Raw genomic sequence first — 22,192 nt, forward strand, 5'->3', positions numbered from 1 at the left:
CACCATCGGCCGGCTGTTCGCGCCCGCGGCGCGCCAACCGATTGATATTGAAAATGAACCTGCAAGCCAATTTCGAACAGATCCCGCTCAAGGAATACGCCGAGCGCGCCTACCTCGACTATTCCATGTACGTGGTGCTGGACCGCGCCCTGCCTTTCGTCGGCGACGGCCTGAAGCCGGTGCAGCGGCGCATCGTCTACGCGATGAGCGAACTGGGCCTGGCCGCCTCGGCCAAGCCGAAGAAATCGGCGCGCACCATCGGCGACGTGATCGGCAAGTTCCACCCTCACGGCGACAGCTCGTGCTACGAGGCGATGGTGCTGATGGCGCAGCCGTTCTCGTACCGCTACCCGCTGGTCGACGGCCAGGGCAACTTCGGCTCGCCGGACGACCCGAAGAGCTTCGCGGCGATGCGCTACACCGAGTCCAAGCTCAGCCCGATCGCCGAGGCGCTGCTGGGCGAGCTCGGCCACGGCACGGTTGACTGGGTGCCGAACTTCGACGGCACCATGGACGAGCCGAGCTGGCTGCCGGCGCGCGTGCCGCACGTGCTGCTGAACGGCTCGATGGGCATCGCCGTGGGCATGGCCACCGACATCCCGCCGCACAACCTGCGCGAGGTGGTCACCGCCTGCATCCGCCTGCTGGACGAGCCGGACGCCACCGTGGCCGACCTGTGCGAGCACGTGCTCGGCCCGGACTACCCGACCGAGGCGGAGATCATCACCCCGCGCAAGGAACTGCTGGCGATCTACACCACCGGCAACGGCTCGCTGCGCGCCCGCGCGGTGTACCGGGTGGAGGACGGCAACGTGGTGATCACCGCGCTGCCGCACCAGGTCAGCCCGTCGAAGATCCTCGAGCAGATCGCCGCGCAGATGCGCGCCAAGAAGCTGCCGATGATCGAGGATCTGCGCGACGAGTCCGACCACGAGAACCCGATCCGCCTGGTCGTCGTGCCGCGCTCCAACCGCGTCGACGTCGAGGAGATGATGCAGCACCTCTTCGCCACCACCGACCTGGAGAAGAGCTTCCGCGTCAACCTCAACATGATCGGCCTGGACGGCCGGCCGCAGGTGAAGGACCTCAGGCGCATCCTCAGCGAGTGGCTGCAGTTCCGCACCGACACGGTCACCCGCCGCCTGCAGCACCGCCTCGCCAAGGTCGAGCGTCGTCTGCACCTCTTGGAAGGCCTGCGCATCGCCTACCTCAACCTGGACGAGGTGATCCGCATCATCCGCACCGAGGAGGAACCCAAGCCGGTGCTGATGGCGCGCTTCGGCCTGTCCGAGGAACAGACCGACTACATCCTGGAGACCCGCCTGCGCCAGCTGGCCCGCCTCGAGGAGATGAAGATCAACGGCGAGCGCGATCAGCTCGAAGAGGAGCGCGCGCGCATCAACGTGCTGCTGAAGTCGCCAACGAAGCTGAAGGGCCTGATCAAGCAGGAGCTCAACGCCGACGCCGCCAGGTACGTCGACGACCGCCGCTCGCCGCTGGTGCAGCGCGAGGTGGCGCAGGCGCTGGACGAGAGCGCGCTGGTGGCCAGCGAGCCGGTCACCGTGGTGCTCAGCCAGAAGGGCTGGATCCGCGCCGCCAAGGGCCACGACGTCGACGCCGAAGGCCTCAACTACCGTGACGGCGACGGTCTGCTCGCCGCGGTGAAGGCGCGCACCACCCAGCAGGTGGCGGTGATCGACTCCACCGGCCGCAGCTACTCCACCGCGGCGCACACCCTGCCCTCGGCGCGCGGCAACGGCGAACCGCTGACCGGCCGCTTCACGCCGCCGGCCGGCGCCAGCTTCGACGCGCTGGCCGCGGGCGACAACGACACGCGGCTGATCCTCGCCACCGACTTCGGCTACGGCTTCGTCACCCGCTTCGAGGCGCTGACCGGCCGCAACAAGGCCGGCAAGCAGCTGCTCACCCTGGCCGACGGCGCCAAGGTGCTCACGCCGGTCATCACCGCCGATCCGGCGCGCGATCGCATCGTGGTGGTCACCGGCGAGGGCCACCTGCTGATGTTCTCGGTGGCCGAGCTGCCCGAGCTGGACAAGGGCAAGGGCAACAAGCTGATCGACATCCCCAAGAAGCAGATGGCGGACGGCGAGCGCGTGGTCGGCGTGGCGGTGGTCGCCGAGGGCAAGGGCGAGGTCACCCTGTACGCCGGCCAGCGCAAGCTCACCCTGAAGTGGGCCGACCTGGTCGAGTACGGCGGTAACCGCGCCACCCGCGGCGGCGTGCTGCCGCGCGGCCTGCGCCGGGTGGAGCGGATCGAGACCACCGGCTGAGCACCCCGGCACCGCACCGCCGACCCGGTAGGAGCCCGCTCGCCGGCGATGCTCCTGCTCCTGATCCATATCGAAGCGGAACAGCATCGCCCGCAAGCGGGCTCCTACAAGATGCTCTCGCTCCCGATCCACATCGAAGCCGAAGAGCATCGCCCGCGAGCGGGCTCCTACAAGGCGATGCGCGGCTCGATCCCGGTGTTGTGGTCGATGCGCGGTTCGACCGCGGTGTGGAGGCGATGTACGGTTCGACCGCGGTGTTGCGACGGCAGGAACTTCCCGCCGTCGCGGCACCCAAAGCATGGCTGTGCACGTACCGCGTCCCCGCGCGTTGACACAGCCCTACCCGCGGAGCGCACATGACCATCCATCGACCCCTCGGCCTGCTCCTTGCCAGCGCACTCGCAAGCTCTGCCGCGGCACAGAGTGCAAGCCAGCCACTCAACCTCAAGCTCCCTCCGGGCGCCGTTCCGGCCGCCAGCAGCAGCGCCGCCAGGCCCGCCAGCGCCAGCACGGCACCGGGCGTCTACTACGGCGACACCAGCGGTACCACCGACGCCAGCCTCGCCGCCAATGCCCCGGCCGATACCTGCGACGACGCCACCTACAACCAGCCCCAGGTGCACGGCAGCGTGGGCATGGGCGTGGTGGCGGGCAACCACCTCAGCGGCAACTACCAGACCGGTACGGTGAGCGTCACCAAGGCGTTCGGCGACTGCGACCATCCGACCGGCGGCATGAGCTTCACGATCAGCGGCGGCCAGGGTCACTTCAACGACCACCGTTTCGGTCACTGAGGCCGCGGCCGCGCGGCTCGCGACCGGCCAGAAGCCTCAGGCCGACCGCACCCCGCGCCGTCGGCGCAGTTCCGAGCGGCCGACGAAGAAGCCCGCCAGCAGCACCATCAGGGCCATCCCGTACCAGGTGATCAGGTAGCTGAGGTGGTTGTTGGGAAAGTGGATGACGGTCAGCCCGCCCGTGGGCGCATGGGCCACCCCGGCCTCGGAGGCCGCATCCTCGTCCACGAAGTACGGCGCCACATCCTTCAGCCCACGGCGGGCTGCGATGGCGGCCACATCGCGGGTGTACCAGTCGTCCTTCGCCGGGTCGTTGTGGCGCAGGAAGCCCGGCGGCTCGCTGATCCGCAGCAGACCTGTCACGGTCACCGCGCCGGTGGCGCCGGGCGCGCAGGTGCCGCGGCGGCCGCACCATTCCGGCGTCACGAAGCCGCGGTTGACCAGCACCAGCGAGCCATCGTCGCGACGCAGCGGCGTCACCACCCAGAGGCCGCTGCCCGCGGCCGTCGCCGCCCATACGTAGGTCGAACGGTCGTACAGGAAGCTGCCGTGCAGCCTCACGTGCCGGTATTCGTCGCTCGCGGCAGTAACACCCGGCCACTGCGCCGGGCCGGGCGCGTCCACCGGCGGCGCATGCGCGCGGGCGTCGACGTGGGCGATCAGCGCCCGCTTCCACGCCAGCCGATGCACCTGCCAGGTACCGAGCGCGATGAAGCCGGCGAACAGCACCACGCCGAGCAGGGTCAGCATGGCGAGGGCCAGCGGGCCGCGCGGCGGTTCGGTCACCACGGTGGAGGGATGCGTGTCGCTCATGCGGCTTCGGTCAGTGCGGGAGTGCGGATTCTAGTTCCCTGCCGGCATGCCGCGACCCGGCACATCGACGCACTCAGAAAATGCGGAACGCCAGGGCCAGCCAGGCCAGCCCCGTCGCCATGGCGACTTGTACCGCCACCGCCAACCAGAACAGGGCCGGCCACGGCTCGCGCCGCCGGGCCTGCAGCAGAAGCAGGGCCGTCCAGCCCAGCAGCAGGGCGAACAGCAGCAAACCGGTGACGCGGGTGTGCGGTGCCGGCCCTAGCAGGTAGCCGACGGTCACCAGGACGAGGGCGATCGGCACGGGCAGCTGACACAGGCTGGCTGCCCGGCGTTGGCCACGCAGCCACAGCACGAGGGAAGCGAGGGCCGCCACCACCGCCGCGACCGCGAGTCCCAACGGCACCCATTCGATCATCGCCCGCACCTCCCGAACCCGACCGCGCCCATCGCGCGACTCAGCGCAACAGCACGCCCGTACCGACCTTGCGGCCACCCTGTAACACCGTGAACGCCAACGCGTCTTCACGCACCTTCAGTGCCTCGAAGCAGTCGATGCCCACCGTCCGCGTGGTACCGGGCTCGAGTCCCGTATCGCCCAGGTCGAACCGGCAAGTCACCTCTGCGGTCCCCGGACGGAACGCCAGCTGCGGCGCGTAGCCGGTGAAGATCGCCGTCTCGCGGCCGACCTCGCCCTGCTTCGGCAGCAGGGTCACCGTGGCGCGCAGCGGCGCATCGGCAGGAAAGCTCAGCCAGCGTGGTGCTGCGGCGTCACCGGCGACAGCGGTCGCGCAGACGGCACCGGACAGAACCAGGCCGATGAGTCGGGTCGAGCATCGATCCATGAGCCGTTTTCCCCTTTCAATTGGACGCAGGCCACCATGGCCCACGGGCACGGGGATCGTCCGCGCTCTCTCGCGAGGGGTCAAACGGGCCGGGTTCGCCGGTTCAGAGACGCGACAGGATGTGCTCGCGACTCAGCCGGGCGATCGGCACAGCGCCCGGGTCCGCCGGATCGACCCAGCACAGCGCCTCGATCTCGGCGCACGCGGCGGGAGCACCCCGCACCGCCACCGCGTAGACCTCGCCCTCGACCACGTATCCGGGCTCGTTCGCCGCCGGCGCACTGGCGCGCCACAGGTGACGTACGGAATCGGCCACCAGCGCCACGCCCAGTTCCTCGCGCAGCTCGCGCGCCAGCGTGGCGACATCGTCGGCGTCGCCCGGGTCGCGCTTGCCGCCGGGTTGCTGGAACACCGTGGCACCGCGCTTGCGCACCAGCAGCACGCGCCCCGTCTCGTCGCGGATCACCGCCACGACGATGCGGATCGGCTTCGGCACCCCGCTCACAGCCGGCTGTACGACCAGGACTGCATGCGCCCGCCCTTGTACGGCATCACGCCATGGAACGGTCGCGGGTCCTCGTCGAACACCAGCGGCAGGAAGTGGCGGTCGCCCTCCCACATCGGCAGCTCCATCAGCCGCTCGCGCTCGACCCATTCCAGCGTGCCTTCCGGATTGGTCTCCAGCGGCGTGCCGGTGTAGCCGTCGATGATGAAGATGAAGCCCAGCCAGTCCTCGCCCTGCTTGCCGAAGCCGGGCCAGTTGAGCGTGCCGCGCAGGTGCATCGAGGTGCACTCGATGCCGGCCTCCTCGTGGATCTCGCGGCGCATGCAGGCGGCGATGTCCTCGCCCGGTTCCATCTTGCCGCCCAGGCCGTTGTACTTGCCCAGGTGCTGGTCATCGGGGCGGGCGTTGCGGTGGATCATCAGCACGCGCCGGCGATCCGGCGAGAGCACGTATCCGAGCGTGGCGACGATGGGGCAGTAAGGCATGGCGCGGCCGGCAAAAAGCGCAGTGTAACGTCCCTGCGCAGCCCGGCTGAACCGCTCCGCCGGCGATGCTTGCGCCGCGGGCCACGGGCCGGCGACCATCGACGGATGCTGCGCCTGTTTTCCTCCCTGCCCCGTTCCCGCCGCTGGCCCGCCCTGCTCGGCGCTGCCGCGCTGCTGCCGCTGCTGGCCGCCTGCACGTCCCGCGCCCGCGCCGTGGACAGCAGCGAGCGCGAGTTCGAGGGCCAGCGCTTCCACGTGGTGACCATCGACCTCACCCGCCAGACGCTCTCGCTGCACTGGCGCGACCCGGACAGCGGCATCGCCTACGGCAGCATCGGCAACCTGCAGCAATGGGGCGAGCAACACGGCCGGCATCTGCTGTTCGCCGCCAACGCGGGCATCTACGACCGGAAGAATGCACCGCTCGGGCTGTTCGTCGAGGACGGCCGCACCCTGGTACCGCTGAACCTGGCACACGGCAACCCGGCCGCCGGCAACTTCTCGCTGCGCCCCAACGGCGTGTTCGCGGTGTATCCGGACGGCCACGCCGCCGTGCGCACCAGCGAGGCGTTCAAGGCGGACGGCAAGCCGGTGACGCTGGCCACCCAGTCGGGCCCGATGCTGGTGATCGACGGCCAGCTCAACCCGCAGTTCGAGGACGAGTCGGCGAGCGTAAAGTGGCGCAGCGGTGTGTGCGCGGCCACGCCGCGCAAGGTGGTGTTCGCGGTCAGCGAGACCCCGGTGAACTTCCACACCTTCGCGCGCCTGTTCCGCGACGGCCTGGGCTGCCGCGACGCGCTCTACCTGGACGGCACCATCTCGCAGATGTACGTGGACGGCGAAGGCTACAGCGGCGCGCCGGCCTTCATGCTCAAGCCCTACGCGGGCATCTTCGCGGTATTCGACAAACCATGACGACTCCTCCCCGCCGGCGCTGGCTGCGCCGCAGCCTGTTCGCGCTCGCCCTGCTGCTGTTCGCCGCCGTCGTCGCCACCTGGAGCCTGCTGGCACTGGGCCGCGCCCGGCTGGATGGCCAGGTCGCCGCGAGCGGACTGACCGCCCCGGTCACGGTGACGCGCGATGCGCTGGGCACCGCCACCTTCGACGGCAGGAGCCGCGACGACATCAGCTATGCGATGGGCTACGTGCATGCGCAGGAGCGCTACTTCGACATGGACCTGATGCGCCGGCTGCCGGCCGGCGAGCTGTCGGCGCTGGTCGGCCCGGCGGCACTGAAGACCGACGAAGCGCACCGCCGCCTGCGCCTGCGCGCCGTGGTCGAACAGGCCTACGCGCAGCTGCCGCCCGACCAGCGGCACATGCTCGACCGCTACCGCGATGGCGTGAACGCCGGGCTGGCGGCACTGAAGACCCGTCCCTGGGAGTACTTCCTACTCGGCACGAAGCCGCAACCGTGGCGCTCCGAGGACAGCCTGCTGGTGATCGCCGCGATGTACCTGGACCTCAACAGCGACGGCCGCAACACCCGCGAACTGCGCATCGCGCAGATGCGGGCGGTGCTGCCGGCGCCGCTGGTCGATTTCCTGCTCGCGCCGGACCCGACCTGGGAGGCGCCGCTGGCCGGCCCGCTCTCGCCCGCACCGGTGGTGCCGGATGCGGCCACCTTCAGCCTGCGCGGCACGGCGCCAGCGGCCGGCCACGACCTCGCCGCCGTGCTCGCGCCGGCGCTGGACGATGCCCGCCCCGGCAGCAACAACTTCGCCGTGGCCGGCACGCTCACCGGCACCGGTGCGGCGATGCTGGCCAACGACATGCACTTGGGCCTGCGCGTGCCCAACCTGTGGTTCCGCGCGCGCCTGCGCTACCCCGACTCGACCGCGCCGAACGGCACCCGCGACGCCAGCGGCGTCACCCTGCCGGGCACGCCGGCGCTGGTGGTCGGCTCCAACGGCCAGGTCGCCTGGGGCTTCACCAACAGCTACGGCGACTGGGAGGACTGGGTGCGCGTGCAGCGCGACCCGGCCGATTCCACGCGTTACCGCACGCCGGACGGCTGGGCGACGATCGCCACCCACCGCGAGACGATCCAGGTGAAGGGCGCGCCCGATCACGTGATCACCGTCCAGGACACCCGCTGGGGTCCGATCACCGCGACCGACACCGACGGCACCCCGCTGGCGCTGGCCTGGACCGGCGATCGCCCGCGCGGCTACAACCTCGCGCTGATGCAGATCGAGCGCGCCACCGACGTGGACCAGGCACTCGATCTCGCCCCTACCTTGGGCATGCCGGCGCAGAACCTGCTGGCCGCGGACAGCCAGGGCCACATCGGCTGGACCATCGCCAGCAACAGCATCCCGCTGCGCCACGGCTTCGACCCGCAGATCCCCGCCGACTGGTCGCAGCCTGGCACCGGCTGGACCGGCTGGGCGGCAGCGTCGCAATACCCGCGCATCGAGAATCCGCCCGGCGGCCGGCTGTGGACCGCCAACAACCGCACGGTAGGCGGCGACTGGCTGGCCCTGCTCGGCAACGGCGGCCACGATCTCGGCGCCCGCGCGCAAGGCATCCGCGACGACCTGCGCGCCCACGCGACGTTCTCGCCCGGCGACCTGCTGGACATCCAGCTGGACGACCGCAGCGTGCTGCTCGGCCGCTGGCAGCACCTGCTGCAGCAGACCCTGGCCGATGCCACCGATCCGTCGCTGGTGCAGCTCCGTGAACTGACCCGCCACTGGCGCGGTCGTGCCGACGTCGACAGCGTCGATTACCGGCTGGTGCGCGCGTTCCGCGAGCAGGTGCACCAGGCGGTGCTGGCGCCGTTCGCCGCCCGCGTGCAGGCACGCTTCCCCGACTTCACCTGGCCGGGCCTCGGCGACCCGGAAGCGGCCGTGTGGGCGCTGGTGCGGCAGCAGCCGAAGCACCTGCTCGACCCGCGCTACGCCGACTGGCACGCCCTGCTGCTCGCGTCTGCGACGCAGGTGGTCGACACCCTCGGCAAGCCATCCGGCGGCCTCGCCGCGCGCACCTGGGGCGAGCGCAACCGCGCGGCGGTGAACCATCCGCTGGCCCGCGCCCTGCCCGGCTGGATGGCCCGTTTCATCAACATGCCCGACCAGCCGGTACCCGGCGACAGCAACATGCCGCGCGTGGCCGCGCCGGGCTTCGGTGCCTCCGAGCGGCTGGACGTCTCGCCCGGCCACGAGGACCGCGGCCTCTTCCACATGCCCGGCGGGCAGAGCGACAACCCGCTGTCGCCGTTCTTCGGCGCCGGCCACGAGGACTGGGTGCACGGACGGCCGACCCCGCTGCTGCCGGGGCCGGTCCGGCACACGCTGACGCTGGAGCCGACCGCCGGGTGAGGCGCCGGCGCGCTCAGCCGAGGGTGTAGTCGAACGTGTACTCGTGCCGCCCCGAGGCGATGCGGATCGTCATGCTGCCAGCCAGGCCGGCCAGCTCGCCGGTACCGGTGTCCGGTACCACGTGCACGGTCAACGTGGCGGCGCCGCGATCCATCGTGCCGCTGTGCTGCAGCACGAAGCTGCCTTCGCGGCCGTCGAGCCGCCCGGTCACCCGCTCCATCGCGACATAGCCCGCCGAACCGGCGACCTCGCCACCGGCGGAGAGCATCTCGCCCACGCTGTGTGCCTGCAGATCGCCATCGAAGCGCTTGTCGAGCGTGTGCCGCCCCAGGTTGGCCGGCGCGCTGGTCGCTGCCAGTGGCTGCGATTCCCGCGTGACCTCGAATGTACCGTTCGCCTGCATCTGTCCCGCCCTCGCTCATGCCATGACCGGGGCAGCACGCCAGCACCGCCGGCCCTGCCCTGCGCGCATTCAAGCACAGGCCACCCCGCCGCGTGCGGCAGGGGCTGACGCGCACCGACGATCCGCGATGCCAGCCGACGCCAGAGGCGAAGCATGTCGAATACGCGCCGGTCGATTCGTCGTCAGGACGAGCCGGGCATCCGCCGGCCGACTCCCCAGCGAAGGAGAACAGCGATGCGATGCATGGTGATGGTGCGAGCCACCGACGAGTCCGAAAGCGAGACGCAGGCGATGCCGAGCGCCGAGATCATGGCGGCGATGAACCGCTTCAACGAGGAACTGGTGCAGGCCGGCGTGATGCTGGCCGGCGAGGGGCTCAAGCCCAGCCGCGACGGCAAGCGCGTGCGTTTCGCAAGTGGCCGGCAGCAGGTGGTCGACGGTCCGTTTGCCGAGACCCGCGAGCTGATTGCCGGCTTCTGGCTGTGGCAGGTGCGTTCGATGGACGAGGCACTGGAGTGGGCGCGGCGCTGCCCGGCCCCGTTCGTGGGCGAGTGCGAGATCGAGATCCGCCCGCTGTACGAGGAGGCCGACTTCGCCGAAGTCATGTCGCCCGAACTGCGCGAGTCCGAGGCCCGGTTGCGCGGGCAGATCGCCGACCGGGCGCGCTGATGCCGCCGGCATGCTTGCCGCGAACGCCAGGCAGTGCTGTGATCGGCCCTATGGAAACGGCCGAACTGCATCGCCGCATCGATGCCGTATGGCGACTGGAGGCACCGAAGCTGATCGGCGCCCTGGTGCGCGTGGTGCGGGACATCGACCTGGCCGAGGAACTGGCCCAGGACGCCCTGGTCAGCGCGCTCGAGCGCTGGCCGGACAGCGGCATCCCGGACAACCCCGGCGCCTGGTTGATGACCACCGCGCGCAATCGCGGCATCGACCTGCTGCGCCATCGCCAGCTGGCCGAGCGCAAGCACGCGATGCTCGGCGGCGATCCGGACTTTGAGCCGCACGTGATGCCCGATTTCGACGCCCTCGACGACGACATCGGCGACGACCGCCTGCGGCTGATCTTCACCGCCTGCCATCCGGTGCTGCCGCACGAGGCGCGCATCGCGCTGACCCTGCGCCTGCTCGGCGGCCTCACCACCGCCGAGATCGCCCGCGCCTTCCTGCAGCCCGAGCCCACCGTGGCGCAGCGCATCGTACGCGCCAAGCGCACGCTGGCCGAGAAGCGGGTGCCCTACGACATGCCGCGCGGCGAGGAACGCGGCGAACGGCTGGCCAGCGTGCTCGGTGTGATCTATCTCATCTTCAACGAAGGCTACGCCGCCACCGCCGGCGAGGACTGGATGCGGCCGGCCCTGTGCGAGGAGGCGCTGCGGCTGGGGCGCATGCTCGCCGCGCTGGAGCAGGACGAGCCGGAAGTGCTCGGCCTGCTGGCGCTGATGGAGCTGCAGGCGTCGCGCACCCACGCGCGGGTCGATGCGAGCGGGCGGCCGGTGCTGCTGGACCGGCAGGACCGCACCCGCTGGGACCGGCTGGCGATCGCCCGCGGCCAGGCGCTGCTCGCCCGCGCCATCCGCCATCCCGACGGTGCCGGCCCGCACACGCTGCAGGCGGCGATCGCCGCCTGCCACGCCGGTGCACCGACCGCCGCGGCCACCGACTGGCCACGTATCGCCGCCCTCTATGCCCTGTTGCTGCAGGTCGCCCCCTCGCCGGTGATCGAACTCAACCGCGCGGTGGCGGTATCGCGTGCCGAAGGGCCCGCGGCGGGACTGGTACTGGTCGAGGCGATCGCCGACGCACCGGCACTGTCCCGCTACGCACCGCTGCCGGCCGTGCGTGGCGACCTGCTGGAGCAACTCGGCCGGCGCGACGAAGCCAGGTCCGAATTCCGCCGGGCGGCGGAGCTCACCACCAACGCGGGAGAGCGCGAGGTGATGCTGGCACGGGCCGCGGCACTGGACATCCCGGCCGGCTGATCGCTCAGTTCGCCATATCCAGTTCGGCCAGCAGGGCCTCGAACTGTTCCGGCGGCATCGGCCGGCCAAACAGGTACCCCTGGAACACATCGCACTCCTGTTCCATCAGGAACGTCCACTGCTCCCTGGTCTCCACGCCCTCGGCCACCACCTCCATGCCCAGACCGTGGCCCATCGCGATGATCGTCTGCGCGACCATCGCGTCACCGGCCACGTCGGGCAGGCGGCTGACGAACGACCGGTCGATCTTCAGCTGGTCCAGCGGCAGCCGCGAGAGATAGGCAAGCGAGGAGTAGCCGGTGCCGAAGTCGTCCAGCGAGGCCTGCACGCCCTGCGCACGCAGGCTGGCCAGCTTGCTGGCTGCCCATGCCAGGTCGTCGAGCACCGCGGTCTCGGTGATCTCGAGCTTCAGCCGCGCCGGATCCGCGCCCGCCTCGGCGAGCATCGTCAGCACATTCTCGACGAAGCCGGCATGACCGAACTGGCGGGCGCTCACGTTCACCGACAGCGTCAGGTGGCGCGTGCGCGGATGAGCGGTCCAGGCCGCCAGTTGCGCACAGGCCTTGCGCAGCACCCAGTCGCCCAGCGGCAGGATCAACCCGCGCTCCTCGGCCAACGGCACGAACAGCGCGGGCGATACCTGCTCGCCATTGCGCCGCTGCCAGCGCAGCAATGCCTCGGCACCCACCGGCTGGCCGCGCCGGTCCACCAGCACCTGCAGGTGCAGCTCCAGCGCGTCCAGATCGATCGCCTGCTTGAGTTCGGCCGCCAACTGCTCGTTTCGCTCGATGTCCGCCTGCATGGCCGGAGCAAACGCCACGGCCTGGTCGCGTCCCGCCGCCTTGGCGGCGTACATGGCCAGTTCCGCCTCGCGGAGCACCGACTCCGGCGAGCCCTTGCCGGGTTCCAGCGCAGTGACGCCGATGCTGCAGGTCACGGTGACCCGCGTATCGTCATCGAGCTGGAACGACGGGAGCATCGACTGGCGCACGCGCTCGGCGCAGGCCATGGCGCGCTGCATGCGATCGCCGTCTTCGCCAGGGCACTCCATCAGCACCGCGAAGGTGTCGCCGCTGAATCGACTCAGCATGCAGCCTTCCTCCAGCAGCGGGCGCAGACGCATCGCGACCAGCCACAGCAGGCGGTCGCCGGTACCGTGGCTGCGCAGGTCGTTGACGCGCTTGAAATGGTCCAGGTCGATCATCATCAGGGCGCCGCCCCGGTCCTCCTCCAGCAGGTGCTGGATCTGCCCGTGCAGGAAGCGCCGGTTCGGCAGGTCGGTGAGCGGATCGAAGAAGGTCATGCGTTCGGCCTGGGCCATGGCCTCACGCTCGTTGGTGAGGTCGGTCATGGTGCAGACGTAGTGGCTCACCTGGTTTCGGACGTCGTGTACCGATGAGACCGCCATGCGCACCACCCGCGGCACGCCATCCTTGCCCGCGATCCATTGCTCTCCCTGCCAGAAGCCCTTCTCGCGAATCTGCTGCCACATGCGGCCGTAATAGTCGTGGTCGTGATGCGCCGTACCGAGGATCGAGGGCCTCTTGCCCAGCACATCCTCCGACCCGTAGTCGGTCAAGGCGCAGAACGCGTCGTTGATCCGCTGGATCGTGCCACTGGCATCGGTGACCATCAGCGCCTCCTGGGTCTGGAAGGCCACGGCCGCGAGGCGCAGTTCGGACTCCGCCCGTTGCCGTTCGCTGATGTCCTGCGCATAGACCACAGCGAACTGCGGCCGGCCCTCCGCGTCACGCACCACGGAGCGATCCAGCAGCACCGGGAAGCGCCGTCCGTCGCGGGTCACGTGCTCGCTCTCCAGCAGCGAATGGTCCTGCTGCTCGGCGGCCCGGCGCTCGGCGCGCTGCGCATCGGTCAGGTCGGCCGGATACAGCACGTCGACCGGCATCCCCTCCAGTTCCCCGGGGGTATAGCCCCGCTCCCGCGCGAACACGGGATTGACCGCGATGATCCGCTGTGTGCGCACATCGTAGATCTTCACCCCGAACGCAGCATGCTCGAACGCCTTGCCCCACAGGCGCAGCTGGGACTCCGCCTGCAGTCGCAGGGTGATGTCGCGCGCTACGCTCAGCACGCCACCGGCGGAACCATCAGGCCCCGGCACCGGCACCTTGATCACCTCGAGCTGGCGCTCGCTGCCATCGTTCACCTCCAGCCCGAAGGTGTACGTGTGTTGCCGCCCCAGCCGCAGCACCTCGCGGTCCATCGCCTGTACGCGGTCGGCAAACGCCGCGGTGAACAGCTCGCGATCGGTCTTGCCGATCAACTCCTGCCGCCCGCCGCGGAACAGCTCGTCCACACGACTGTTGCATTCGCGATAGACCCCCGCGAGATCCTTGACCCACATCGCGTCGGGGCTGGCATCGAACACGGCCTGCATCTGCTGCCGGCTGGCCAGCACGGCACGCGTGCGCGCCGCCACCGCACGCCGCAGGACCCACACCCAGAATCCCAGCAGGGCGAGCGCCAGCAGGATGATCGAAGCCACGATCACGACGGGCTCCAGGTACGAGCTGAGCACGAACGGATGCTCGAGCCAACGGTGGCGCAGCGCGGTCAGCTCGGCCGGCGGGATCTTCGCCATGCCCTGCTCCACCCGGGCAAGCATCGCGCCATTACCCTTGCGCACCGCCCAGTGGAACTGCCCGGTGTAGAGCACGAAAGCCTTGTAGAAGTGGTCGAGCGCGTCGTGGCGATACAGGTAGAAGTCGGCCGGGTACTCGTCCATGCACAGGATGCGCATATCGCCATGGGTGGCCGCCTGGATCATGTCGCTGTAGCCGGCAAACTCCCGCAGATCCGTGATGCCCGCAGCATGCAGCCGCTCGACGCAGGCATCGCCACGTTCGACGCCGACCGGAAAGCCGCGCAGGGACTGCACATCCACCACACCGCGGATGCGGCGGTCCACGAAGATGGACGCCGGCAGCGTGGCATACGGTGCGGAGAAGTCGTACAGCGCATCGCGGGCGGGCGTGCGGAAGATCATGTCGATCACGTCCGCCCTGCCGGCCAGCAATTCCCGCTGGGCGGACGCCCAGTCCATCGGTTCCAGGTCGACGTGGATGCCGGTGTGCTTCTCGAACAGGCGCCACCGGTCGACTTCATATCCGCGAGGCTTGCCGTCGGCGTCGAGGAACACGAACGGTGGATAGTTGTTGTCGGTCACCACGCGGATCCGCGTGGCCATGCCGGCCGCTTCTGCCGGCGCCGTGGACGACGGAGCAATCTCCCCCGCCGAAACCGCGAAGGCGACGAAGCAGCACAGCAACAGCAGTCCAGCCCTCCCCCTAGACACGTTGGGGCCTCCTTGCACTGTTTGCGTGGCTACAGGATGTCGACAAAGCAACGGCCATGACAAGCGCTGGCGATGCAACACGCGCGATCCTGTCGCTTCCGCCTGAACCCGCTCAGCTGCCGCGGAGGTGCGAGGGTGCGTGGACGTGACCTGGCTCAGGCCGCGCCGATCAGGGGCATCGCGGAACCTGCGCGGCCCCAAAAAAAGGCCCGCGAATGCGGGCCGCGGGGAAATACGTTGGTCGCGCGATCTATTTGCCGGACGGACGATAGGTCAGTTCGGCGTTGTGGCGGTCCACATGCGCGGACACGTGCTTGATCGCGTCGTTCAGCGCCTTGCGCAGGGATTTGGCCTGTGCATCGCCATAGACGTTGGCGACCATCTTCCAGAACGTGGGGTTGGGCTCGGCGCCGAAGTCGGCCCAGTCCTTCGACGGGCTGACCAGGATGTAGTCCGGTGCGTCCTCGCCGCTGTCCACGGTCTGCATGATCTGGTACGCGTTCGGCCATTTCGCCTTGTGTGCCGCGGCAGTGACCTTCTTCACCGCGGTCATGAAGCCCTCGTTGGCCTCGTGGCCGGGCTTGAGCGTGAACAGGACCACGTCGATGTAGCCCTGCCCCATGTCCGAACCCGGCGGCATGTAGCTCATTTCCGGCATGACTTTCATGAAGCCGCTGGTCTCGCGCTTCAGATGCGGGTTCACGTTCTGGCGGAATGACGCGTCGCAGGCCTTGCCGCTGTCCCGCATGGCATCGAAATCCGCCCAGGACAGCGGATCGCTGACATAGGAATAGGTGTAGACGTCGCCGGTTTCGTGGTTCAGCGCCATCCATGCGTACTTGAATCCATGCTCGCCCAGGCACTGGTTGTAGGCCTTGATGCCCGATTCGTAGGCCTGCTGCTCGGCAGGTGCCACCCAGTCCGTGTAGCCGCGTATGACGCGGGGACTGCTGTCGTCGGCCGCCTGCACGCCAAGGACACAGAACAAGCCAGCCACCAGGGCCAGCCATGCAGTGATGCGCTTCATGAGAGTCTCCCTCAGGGCATGTCGCCCTGCACTGATGTGGTCTAGGGCCCCGAACTCTCTCCGCAACGCGAAGGGCTTCGCCAACGGCGAAGACTTCTGAGCATACGCTCAAGCGCAAGAAAATGTGATCTACATCACATTTTTGGAGCGATCAGAGGAACAATCGCTCGCAGATACCCGCGTAAAGGGCCAGCAATCGCTCCAAATCCTCGACCGCCACGCACTCGTCCACCTTGTGGATGGTGGCATTCACCGGCCCCAGCTCCACCACTTCGGCACCCAGCGGGGCGATGAAGCGGCCGTCCGACGTGCCGCCGCCGGTGCTCTCCACCGGCGACACGCCCGCCAGCTCGCGGCACACCGACGCCACCACCTCGCGCAGGCGTCCGCCCGGCGGGGTGAGGAACGGCTCGCCCGAGAGGTTCCAGTCCAGCGAGTAATCCAGCCCGTGGCGATCGAGGATGGCCTGTGCCCGGGCCCTCAGGTCCCCGGCGCTACTGGCCGTGCTGTAGCGGAAGTTGAACAGCGCCGTGAGCGCGCCCGGGATGACATTGGTGGCACCGGTGCCCGCATTGAGGTTCGACACCTGGAACGAGGTCGGCGGGAAATCGGCGTTGCCCTCGTCCCAGCGCTCGAGTGCCAGTTCGGCCAGCGCGGGGGCGAAGGCGTGGATCGGGTTCTTCGCCTTCTCCGGATACGCCACGTGGCCCTGCACGCCGCGCACGGTGAGCGTGCCGCTGAGCGACCCACGCCGACCCACGCGGACCAGGTCGCCGAGACGCGTGGTCGACGAGGGCTCGCCGACCACGCACCAGTCGATGCGCTCGCCCTCGGCACGGAACACCTCGGCGACCTTGCGCACGCCGTCGAGGTTGGTCGGGCCTTCCTCGTCGCTGGTCAGCAGCAACCCGACGCGCCCCGCGTGGTCCGGATGCGCGGCGACGAAGCTCTCCAGCGCCACCACCATCGCCGCCACCGAACCCTTCATGTCGGCCGCGCCGCGGCCGTACAGCACGCCGTCGACCACGGTCGGCCCGAACGGATCGAAGCGCCACGAGTCCACCGGGCCCGTCGGCACCACGTCGGTGTGACCGAGGAAGGCCAGCGTGGAGCCGCCTTCGCCGTGCGTGGCCCACAGGTTGTCGACCTCGCCGAAGCGCAGGTGGCGCACGCGAAAGCCGGCCTTCGTCAGCCGCGCGGCGATCATCGACTGGCATCCGGCGTCGTCGGGCGTGACCGAAGCGCGGCGGATCAGATCGCAGGTGAGGTCTAAGACGTCGCTCATGCGGTGGCCCTGCCCTTGCCGAATCGCTTTTCGTATTGCCCGCCGGTGAAGCCCAGCAGCAGCGTGCCATCGGCGAGCACCGCCAGCGGCTGGCGCAGCACGCCGGGATGCTCGCGGATCAGCAGTGTCCACTCCGGATCGCTCTCCGGGTTGCGCCGCTGCGGCAGCAGGCCTTTCCAGGCGCGGCCACTGCGGTCGGCCAGCGCGTCCCAGCCGCCGGCGGCCTGCGCCCAGGCCTTCAGCGCCTCGGGCGCGGGCCGCTCGCGCTGGGTGTCGACGAAGCGATACGCGTGGCCGAAACGGTCCAGCCACGCACAGGCCTTGCGGCAGGCATCGGTGCCCGCCAGTCCATAGAGGACTGCGGCCTCAGCCACCGAACAGTTCCTTGAACTTCTTCTCGGTGAAACCGACGCTCACCGCGCCGTCCTTCACCACCACCGGACGCTTGACCAGTGCGGGGAATTCCTTGATCAGGGCGAGCCACTGCGCGTCGGTGGAAGCGGCCTTCTGCGTCTCGCTCAGGTCGCGCCAGGTGTAGCTGGCCCGGTTGACCAGCTTCTCCCAGGTCAGCTCCTTCGCCCACGCCTTCAGCGCGGCCGGGGCGATCGGGTGTTCGCGGTAGTCGGTGAAGCTGTGCTTGATCTTGTGCGCATCCAGCCATGCGCGCGCCTTGTCGCAGGTGCTGCACTTGGCCAGGCCATACAGTTCGACGCTCATTCGAAGCTCCTCAGCAGGTCGTTGATGCCGGTCTTGGACCGGGTCTTCTCGTCCACCTGCTTGACGATCACCGCGGCGTAGAGGCTGTGCGATCCGTCCTTGGCAGGCAGGCTTCCGGATACGACCACGCTGCCCGAAGGGATGCGTCCGTAGCTGATCTCGCCGGTCATGCGGTTGTAGATGCGGGTGGACTGGCCGAGGAACACGCCCATGCCGATCACGCTGCCCTTTTCCACCACCACGCCCTCGACCACCTCCGAGCGCGCGCCGATGAAGCAGTCGTCCTCGATGATCGTCGGGTTGGCCTGCAGCGGCTCCAGCACGCCGCCGATGCCGACGCCGCCGGACAGGTGCACGCGCGCGCCGATCTGCGCGCAGGAGCCGACCGTGGCCCAGGTGTCGACCATGGTGCCGCTGCCGACGTGCGCGCCGATGTTCACGTAGCTGGGCATCAGCACCACGTCCTTCGCGATGTGCGCGCCACGGCGCACCAGCGCACCGGGCACCACGCGCGCGCCGAGCTGCTGCAGCGAGGCATCGTCACCGTGGGCGAAGCGCAGCGGCACCTTGTCGAAGGCGGCGGCCGGGCCGCCGTCCACGACGCGGTTGTCGTTGATGCGGAAGTACAGCAGTACTGCCTTCTTCACCCATTGGTTGACGGTCCAGCCGCTCTGGCCGTCCGGCGCGGCGACGCGCAGCTCGCCGGACTCGAGCAGGTCCAGCACCTGGCCGACGGCCGGGCGCAGGTGGGTTTCGATCTCGCTCTGCGACAGCGAGGCGCGACGCTCGAACGCGTCTTCGATAAGGGTCTGGATGGAGGACATGCGTAGGCTTCCGGCGTGCTCGTGACAAGCCGCCAAGAGTACACGCATGGGCCCCGCCAGCACCCGCTTCCGGGGCGGAATGGACAACCGGGCGGCCGTCCAGACGCCCGTCGCGCGACCGGCTAGAGCTGCATGTAGCTGTAGCCGCGCTGGCCGTAGAGGATCGGGTCGGTGAGGCCGGACAGGGTGATGGTGACGTCGGGATCGATGTCGCTGTCCTTCAGGCCCAGCCCCGCCATCGCCTGGCTGCACACCATCAGCTTCACCCCGGCCTGCCTGAGCGCATGCAGCAATGCGGTATTGGGGTTGGCGGTGTGCTTCTTGCTCATCCGCCGGTAGGCCTCATCGGTCAGCGCGGCGGCGCCGGCCTGGCCATCCAGCAGCGCCACGATGTGCACGTGCGATGGCGGCACCTTGCCGTAGCCCATCAGGTTGACAAGGCGAGCCAGGCGCAGCAGCGAATGGAGCGGCTCGTCCGAGTCGAGATCGGCGGACACCACGTCGACGAACACCTTGTAGTCGGCCTTCGGATCCAGCTGCATGTCCACATCGGGGCGCGGATGCACCCCTCCGAACTTCGCTATGACCGGGTGGACCCAGGTGACCCCGGCGGCGCCCTGCTGCGGAGACGCCGCGGCATCGGCGGTGGCCGCGGCCGCGGAAGCCGGCACCGTCGCGATACAGAACGCGAGGGCCGCCAGGGCCGAACGACCCGCATGCCTGATGTTCATCCCTGCTTCCTCCTTCAGCTGCCGCACGGGCGGAAGACGGGACGATACACCCGCTCCCACCGGCTGGAGGCGTGCCGGCCACTCACCCCTGGGCCGGGGCCAGCCGCTCCAGCAGGGCCTGCCGCAGGCACTCCTGCAGTTCACCGTCCAGTGGCGCGTCGTGGCGATCGGTGAGCTGGAAGAAATCCTCCACCCGCTCGCCGAAGGTGGCGATGCGCGCGTCGTGCACGCGCACGCCCACCTCCAGCATCACCTGCGCCACTGCGGCCAGCAGGCCAGGGCGGTCACTGCAAACCAGCGCCATCTGGGTGCGCCCGCCGGTGGCGGAGAAGGCGATCCGCGGCGCCATCTGGAAGTGCTTCAGGTGCCGGTGCAGTCCGCGCCGCGCCGGCAGCACCGGCTTGGTCTCGGCCAGCGCGCGCAGCAGCCGCTGGCGCAGCTCGTCGGCACGCTGCGGCGTGGCTGGCATCTGGCTGTCGGCCTCCAGCAGCAGGAAGGTGTCCATCGCCAGCCCGCTGGGCGAGCTGAGCACGCGCGCCTCCATCACCGAGAAATGCATGCGGTCGAGCATCGCGGTGACGCTGGCGAACAGGCCGTCGCGGTCCGGCGCATAGACGAACAGTTCCGTGCTGCCGCGCACCGAGAACGGATGCACCTCCACCAGCGGCAGTGCCTTGTCCGCCCGCAGGATCGCCGCGGTCTGCCAGGCCACCTGCTCGGGCCGGTGGCGGAGGAAGCTGCGCTCGGGGAAATCACGCCACACCGTCTCCACCGCCTCTTCGGCGAAGCCCTCCGAAGCCAGCAGCGCCAGCGCGCTGGCACGGCATTCGGCGATGCTGGCGCTGGCGTCGCGCGGCAGTTCGGCGTCGCTGCGCAGGGCGTAGCGGGTGGCGGTGTAGAGATCGGCCAGCAAGCGGTCCTTCCACGCGTTCCACAGCCGCGGGCTGGTGCCGATGATGTCGGCGATGGTGAGCAGGTAGAGCCGGTCCAGCCGCAGGCGGTCGCCGACCGCCTCGGCGAAACGGTTCACCACCTCCGGGTCGGTGATGTCCTGGCGCTGCGCGGTGGTGCTCATCAGCAGGTGCCAGCGCACCAGCCAGGCCACGGTATCCACATGCTCGGGAGCCAGCCCCAGCCGGGTGCAGAACACGCGGGCGTCGTCCTCGCCCAGCACCGAGTGGTCGCCGCCGCGACCCTTGGCGATGTCGTGGAACAGGCCGGCCAGCAGGAGCAGCTCGGGCTTTTCCAGCGAGGCCCAGATCTGGCAGCCGAGCGGAAACTCCTTCACCGCCGCCGGATCGGCGAAGCGCGCCAGGTTGCGCAGCACGCGCAGCGTGTGCTCGTCCACGGTATAGACGTGGAACAGGTCGTACTGCATGCGCCCGAACACCTTGCCGAACGCCGGCAGGATCGCCGCCAGCAGCCCGTGCCGGTTCATCCGCCACAGCGCGTCCACCGCCGGTGCGCCACGCTGGAGCAGCTTCAGGAAGGCAGCCAGTGCCGCCGGGTCGTCGCTCAGCGCACTGCCGTGCCGTGCCGTCGCCTGGTGGATGCGGCGCATCGTCTCGGCGCTGAAGCCGATCAGCTCGGGGTGGTCCAGCCGCGCCAGGAAAATCTCGACCAGCGCCGCCGGCCGGATCATGAACAGCTCCGGGTCGGCCGCGGCGATGCGCCGGCCGTGCTGCACGAAGCCGCTGCCGATCGGTGTCATCGGGCTGTCCGGCTCGAGCATCTCCTCGAAGCGCTCGACGATCTGCACACCCAGCCGCTCGACCTGGCTGGCGGCGCGGTAGTAGCCCTGCATGAACTGCTCGACGCCGAGGTTCTTCTCGTGCTGGTCGACGAAGCCCATGCGCGCGGCCAGCCCGCGCTGGAAGTCGAACAGCAGACGTTCCTCCGGCCGCCCGGCCTCCAGGTGCAGGGCGAAGCGATAGCGCCGCAACGTGGCCTCGGCCTCGGCCAGGGTGGCGCGCTCGGCCGGGTCGAGCAGGCCCTCGGCGACCATCCCGTCGAAACCGTCGGCATGCGCGAGGCGCAGGCCGAGCCAGCGCAGCGAGTCGAGCGTGCGCAGGCCGCCGGGTCCGTCCTTGAGGTTGGGTTCGAGGTTGTAGGCGGTGTCGTCGAAGCGGGCGTGCCGCGCGTCGCGCTCGGCCAGGCGTGCGGCGAGATAGGCGCGCGGCGGCCATAGTGCGGGATCGTCGACGATGCTCCGCAGCACGGTGTCCAGCGCCGGGTCGCCGGCCAGTCGGCGCGCGTCCAGCAGGCTGGTGAACACGCTGGCCTCTTCCGCCGCCAGCGCCCTGCACTGGGCCGGCTCGCGCACCGCATGGCCGACCTTCAGGCCGATGTCCCAGAAGGTCGCAAAGCACTGCTCCAGCGCGCGGCGCAGGGTCGGGTCGTCGCGGGTGGTCAGCACCAGCAGGTCGACGTCCGACTGCGGGAACAGCAGGCCGCGGCCGAAACCGCCCACCGCGAACAGCGCGGTGTCCGCGACCTCGCCCAGGCAGGCGTTCCACACGTGCACCACGATGCGCCCCACCGACTCGCCACGTCGCGCGGCCAGCGCGGTGGCGTCGGCACCGTCGCGGAAGGCGGTGGCCAGCGCCCGATCCATGTCGCCCAGCAATTGGCGCAACGCCTTGCGCGCCTCGGTCGAGACGCCGGAGCGGGGTACCGCGATCGGCAGGCGGGGCAGCGGCGGCAGCGGGACGGAAGGGGGAGTCATGGGAGGAGTGAGTGAAGAGAAGTGAGGAGTGAGAGAAGGCAGGACAGTGTAGACCCCGGCACGGCTGTGCCGGGGTCCGGTATGCGGCTCCGCATCCCCCCATGCCCGCGTCACCGCGGGTTG

The 22,192-nt window shown here is 69.8% G+C and carries 20 protein-coding genes; 6 read left to right on the forward strand and 14 right to left on the reverse strand.

The window, feature by feature from the left end; all coding sequences use genetic code 11:
* Positions 1-53 precede the first annotated feature (53 nt).
* Together parC and ATSB10_RS08950 are read left to right on the forward strand one after the other, a co-directional pair.
* Positions 54-2,291 (forward strand): DNA topoisomerase IV subunit A, encoded by a 2,238-nt coding sequence (parC, locus tag ATSB10_RS08945; RefSeq protein WP_063672243.1) that lies wholly within the window; start codon positions 54-56, stop codon positions 2,289-2,291.
* Positions 2,292-2,647: 356 nt separating this feature from the next.
* Entirely contained in the window at positions 2,648-3,085 is a 438-nt protein-coding gene (locus ATSB10_RS08950; RefSeq protein ID WP_063672245.1) for a hypothetical protein, read from the forward strand.
* A gap of 36 nt (positions 3,086-3,121) precedes the next feature.
* Here the strand turns inward: ATSB10_RS08950 and ATSB10_RS08955 are convergent, their stop codons facing one another.
* From ATSB10_RS08955 to ATSB10_RS08975, 5 genes are all read right to left on the reverse strand, one after another.
* A complete protein-coding gene (locus ATSB10_RS08955) occupies positions 3,122-3,898 on the reverse strand; it encodes an SURF1 family protein (protein WP_063672247.1) in 777 nt (258 codons plus the stop codon).
* A gap of 73 nt (positions 3,899-3,971) precedes the next feature.
* On the reverse strand, positions 3,972-4,316 hold the full coding sequence (locus ATSB10_RS08960; RefSeq protein WP_063672249.1) for a hypothetical protein: 345 nt from the start codon (positions 4,314-4,316) through the stop codon (positions 3,972-3,974).
* 40 nt (positions 4,317-4,356) lie between these two features.
* The gene (locus tag ATSB10_RS08965; protein ID WP_063672251.1) at positions 4,357-4,743 is read right to left on the reverse strand and encodes a hypothetical protein; all 387 of its coding nucleotides are present in this window, start codon (positions 4,741-4,743) and stop codon (positions 4,357-4,359) included.
* Positions 4,744-4,846: 103 nt separating this feature from the next.
* Positions 4,847-5,239 (reverse strand): NUDIX hydrolase, encoded by a 393-nt coding sequence (locus ATSB10_RS08970; RefSeq protein WP_169816711.1) that lies wholly within the window; start codon positions 5,237-5,239, stop codon positions 4,847-4,849.
* Positions 5,240-5,244: 5 nt separating this feature from the next.
* Positions 5,245-5,733 carry an NUDIX hydrolase gene (locus tag ATSB10_RS08975; protein WP_063674413.1) on the reverse strand — a complete coding sequence of 163 codons (489 nt, stop codon included), beginning with the start codon at positions 5,731-5,733 and terminating at the stop codon, positions 5,245-5,247.
* A gap of 105 nt (positions 5,734-5,838) precedes the next feature.
* On the opposite strand from ATSB10_RS08975, the gene ATSB10_RS08980 reads away from it, so the two are divergent.
* Complete coding sequence (locus ATSB10_RS08980; protein WP_236886537.1) at positions 5,839-6,648, forward strand: phosphodiester glycosidase family protein; 810 nt, start codon at positions 5,839-5,841, stop codon at positions 6,646-6,648.
* Positions 6,645-9,056, forward strand: a complete 2,412-nt coding sequence (locus ATSB10_RS08985) for a penicillin acylase family protein (protein ID WP_063672254.1) — start codon at positions 6,645-6,647, stop codon at positions 9,054-9,056. The genes ATSB10_RS08980 and ATSB10_RS08985 overlap by 4 nt, the downstream gene beginning before the upstream one ends.
* A gap of 13 nt (positions 9,057-9,069) precedes the next feature.
* Here the strand turns inward: ATSB10_RS08985 and ATSB10_RS08990 are convergent, their stop codons facing one another.
* On the reverse strand, positions 9,070-9,459 hold the full coding sequence (locus ATSB10_RS08990) for a DUF3224 domain-containing protein (protein ID WP_063672256.1): 390 nt from the start codon (positions 9,457-9,459) through the stop codon (positions 9,070-9,072).
* Positions 9,460-9,693: 234 nt separating this feature from the next.
* Between ATSB10_RS08990 and ATSB10_RS08995 the strand changes: the two genes are divergently transcribed.
* Together ATSB10_RS08995 and ATSB10_RS09000 are read left to right on the forward strand one after the other, a co-directional pair.
* A complete protein-coding gene (locus tag ATSB10_RS08995; RefSeq protein ID WP_063672258.1) occupies positions 9,694-10,128 on the forward strand; it encodes a YciI family protein in 435 nt (144 codons plus the stop codon).
* A gap of 50 nt (positions 10,129-10,178) precedes the next feature.
* Complete coding sequence (locus tag ATSB10_RS09000) at positions 10,179-11,444, forward strand: RNA polymerase sigma factor (protein ID WP_063672259.1); 1,266 nt, start codon at positions 10,179-10,181, stop codon at positions 11,442-11,444.
* A gap of 4 nt (positions 11,445-11,448) precedes the next feature.
* Here the strand turns inward: ATSB10_RS09000 and ATSB10_RS09005 are convergent, their stop codons facing one another.
* The 8 genes from ATSB10_RS09005 to glnD form a co-directional block, all read right to left on the reverse strand.
* Positions 11,449-14,652 (reverse strand): EAL domain-containing protein, encoded by a 3,204-nt coding sequence (locus tag ATSB10_RS09005; protein WP_063672260.1) that lies wholly within the window; start codon positions 14,650-14,652, stop codon positions 11,449-11,451.
* 358 nt (positions 14,653-15,010) lie between these two features.
* On the reverse strand, positions 15,011-15,787 hold the full coding sequence (locus ATSB10_RS09010; RefSeq protein ID WP_063672261.1) for a hypothetical protein: 777 nt from the start codon (positions 15,785-15,787) through the stop codon (positions 15,011-15,013).
* 151 nt (positions 15,788-15,938) lie between these two features.
* A complete protein-coding gene (dapE, locus tag ATSB10_RS09015; RefSeq protein ID WP_063672262.1) occupies positions 15,939-17,072 on the reverse strand; it encodes a succinyl-diaminopimelate desuccinylase in 1,134 nt (377 codons plus the stop codon).
* On the reverse strand, positions 17,069-17,446 hold the full coding sequence (locus tag ATSB10_RS09020) for a thioredoxin domain-containing protein (RefSeq protein WP_063672264.1): 378 nt from the start codon (positions 17,444-17,446) through the stop codon (positions 17,069-17,071). The genes dapE and ATSB10_RS09020 overlap by 4 nt, the downstream gene beginning before the upstream one ends.
* Positions 17,439-17,789, reverse strand: a complete 351-nt coding sequence (locus ATSB10_RS09025; protein WP_063672266.1) for a Spx/MgsR family RNA polymerase-binding regulatory protein — start codon at positions 17,787-17,789, stop codon at positions 17,439-17,441. The genes ATSB10_RS09020 and ATSB10_RS09025 overlap by 8 nt, the downstream gene beginning before the upstream one ends.
* Positions 17,786-18,613 (reverse strand): 2,3,4,5-tetrahydropyridine-2,6-dicarboxylate N-succinyltransferase, encoded by an 828-nt coding sequence (gene dapD, locus ATSB10_RS09030; protein ID WP_063672268.1) that lies wholly within the window; start codon positions 18,611-18,613, stop codon positions 17,786-17,788. The genes ATSB10_RS09025 and dapD overlap by 4 nt, the downstream gene beginning before the upstream one ends.
* Positions 18,614-18,735: 122 nt before the next feature.
* Positions 18,736-19,344 (reverse strand): DsrE family protein, encoded by a 609-nt coding sequence (locus ATSB10_RS09035; protein WP_083966157.1) that lies wholly within the window; start codon positions 19,342-19,344, stop codon positions 18,736-18,738.
* An 82-nt stretch (positions 19,345-19,426) separates the two neighbouring features.
* On the reverse strand, positions 19,427-22,069 hold the full coding sequence (gene glnD, locus ATSB10_RS09040; protein ID WP_063672269.1) for a [protein-PII] uridylyltransferase: 2,643 nt from the start codon (positions 22,067-22,069) through the stop codon (positions 19,427-19,429).
* Between the last annotated feature and the right edge of the window lie 123 nt (positions 22,070-22,192).

This window comes from Dyella thiooxydans (assembly GCF_001641285.1).
GTDB classification, from domain to species: domain Bacteria; phylum Pseudomonadota; class Gammaproteobacteria; order Xanthomonadales; family Rhodanobacteraceae; genus Dyella_A; species Dyella_A thiooxydans.